Source organism: uncultured Thiodictyon sp. (assembly GCA_903837595.1).
GTDB lineage: Bacteria > Pseudomonadota > Gammaproteobacteria > Chromatiales > Chromatiaceae > Thiodictyon.
In genome coordinates, this window is the sequence record CAILVI010000274.1 from 1 (window position 1) to 1,877 (window position 1,877).

General features: G+C 58.9%; 2 protein-coding genes and 1 pseudogene. 1 reads left to right on the top strand and 2 read right to left on the bottom strand.

What is annotated here, in order from left to right:
• Positions 1-259: 259 nt before the first annotated feature.
• A complete protein-coding gene (locus QZY44_RS15090; RefSeq protein ID WP_295447638.1) occupies positions 260-727 on the top strand; it encodes a cytochrome c in 468 nt (155 codons plus the stop codon).
• A gap of 49 nt (positions 728-776) precedes the next feature.
• Here QZY44_RS15090 and QZY44_RS15095 read toward each other — a convergent pair whose 3' ends face one another.
• Together QZY44_RS15095 and QZY44_RS15100 are read right to left on the bottom strand one after the other, a co-directional pair.
• Positions 777-1,466 (bottom strand): cytochrome b/b6 domain-containing protein, encoded by a 690-nt coding sequence (locus tag QZY44_RS15095; protein WP_295447641.1) that lies wholly within the window; start codon positions 1,464-1,466, stop codon positions 777-779.
• 84 nt (positions 1,467-1,550) lie between these two features.
• Positions 1,551-1,877 (bottom strand): annotated as a pseudogene (locus tag QZY44_RS15100) (C4-dicarboxylate ABC transporter); the annotation flags it as partial.

Sequence of the window (1,877 nt, forward strand, 5' to 3'; positions counted from 1 at the left end):
CCAGCCGAATAACTGCCGGCCGCGTACCGTGGGGATGCGTAGCGCTTCAAAGGCGAGGCCGTAATCTGCCGGCGATCCGGTTTCCCGAATGCGGGGCGCACGAAAACCAAGATGTACACTCGCTGGAATCAAGGCGATGATCATCACGATCAAGATACTAAAGGTCGTAAGCATAGTCTAAAATGGCTCGCTCTAGGAGCCGCAACCGGCTATCCTGGGTGATTGATCCGCCAAACCTCACTGAGTATAGAGAATAGACATGAAATACATTAACGCTCGTTTCACAGTTGGAGTGCTCGCCGTTGCCCTGTCTGGCGTGGCGCTGGCTGCTGATGTCAAACCCGCGGACCAGATCCAGATCCGCCAAGCCGGTTACCGCTTCATGAGCTGGAACATGGGCAAGATCAAGGCCAACCTGGAAGGGAGCTTTGATGCAAAGCAGGTTACGGCGTCCGCTAACGTCATTGCTGCGATTGCGAACTCCGGCATGGGCGCGCTCTATGGTCCGGGCACTGATAAAGACATCGGCGACGTGCACACCAATGTCAAGCCGGAGTTTTTCGAGAAAATGCCGGAGGTCGGTAAGCTTGCCGGTAACTTCGTCGCTGCGGCTGATAATCTGGCCAAGGTTGCTGCGACCGGCGATGCGGCTGCAGTGAAAACCGCCTTTGGTGATTTGGGTAAGAGTTGCAAGGCGTGTCACGATCAGTTCCGCGCCAAGGATTGAATGTGGTTTCGGCTTGGCCCGGCGAGCCGCCCATCCGGGCGGCTTGATGTCACCAGGTGGGTACCGGTGCGATCGGCGGCGGGGGCGGCAAGAGTCCTCCGGCGGCAATCCATATCACCAGGATCGCCACCGCCAGCGCCGTGATCAGCGCCAGCCACCCGCCCCCAGTTGCGCCCCGTGCGCCCGGCGCCGTGACCGGCTTGATCCCGGTCACCATCGGCGTTATCAAATCGTCTTTATGGACATGCGTATGGAAGAGTACGGCCGCGACATGCAGGGTGATCAGTGCCCCGATGACCCAAATGGCCTGGCGGTGTAAGCCAGTCAACCAGTCACTCGTGCGCTTCGTGACCAAATCCTGAAGCGGCCCGTTGAACGCGATGTCATCGTTGGCAAATAGACCGCTGAGGGTCTGCAGCAACAAGATGCCGAGTAGCACCAGGACCGACAGTGCGCCAAGTGGATTGTGACCAATCCCCTGCCAACCGCCGCGGAGATAGTTGAGCAGGGTCCGGGGGTCGGGAACGAACTGACTGAAACGTGCATAGGTAGAGCCGACCAAGCCCCACACCAGTCGGAACGTCAGGAGTCCGAGAATAAGCAGTCCCAGGCGACCATGCCAAACTATCCAGCTCCCGCCTGTCAGTCCGGTCAGAAAGGCGCCTGCGACCAAGGTCGTCAGTAGCCAATGGAACAGCCGGGTGGGCAAGTCCCACAGTCGAATATGGTATTGCTGCATCTTGTTATGAGTCAATGGGTAGGGGTTGTTAGGGGGTGCCCCGGTTAGGGCGACAGTCGACCTGGAAAGTCGTGGCGCTATGGGCTAATGACCAGGTACGCAAATGGCCTGTCGCCAGACGGCGATGCTGGTTCGTACCAGCAGGAACGCGACGATCACGGTCAGCAAGGTCAAGAGGCCCAGCCCCAGATAGCGGTAGAAATCGGCGCCGGTACGTTCGAACATCACCAGGCTCGCGATGCTGATCGCTGCCAGCGGGAATGAATAGGCCCACCAAGAGAGGAAGAACCGCAGTTTGAGGAAGCGACCAGCCTGGGTGAAGAGCAACAGCGCCATGAAGAGCCCACCGTAGTAGAGTACCCGGGCGAAGGGATCGAGCACTGGTACCAGGTGGCTGTAGGCAATGAAGCC

What these genes read in the sequence shown, in the direction of transcription:
- QZY44_RS15090 (WP_295447638.1), top strand. Translation starts at nt 260, where the DNA reads ATGAAATACATTAACGCTCGTTTCACAGTTGGAGTGCTCGCCGTTGCC.
- QZY44_RS15095 (WP_295447641.1), bottom strand. Translation starts at nt 1,466, where the DNA reads ATGCAGCAATACCATATTCGACTGTGGGACTTGCCCACCCGGCTGTTC.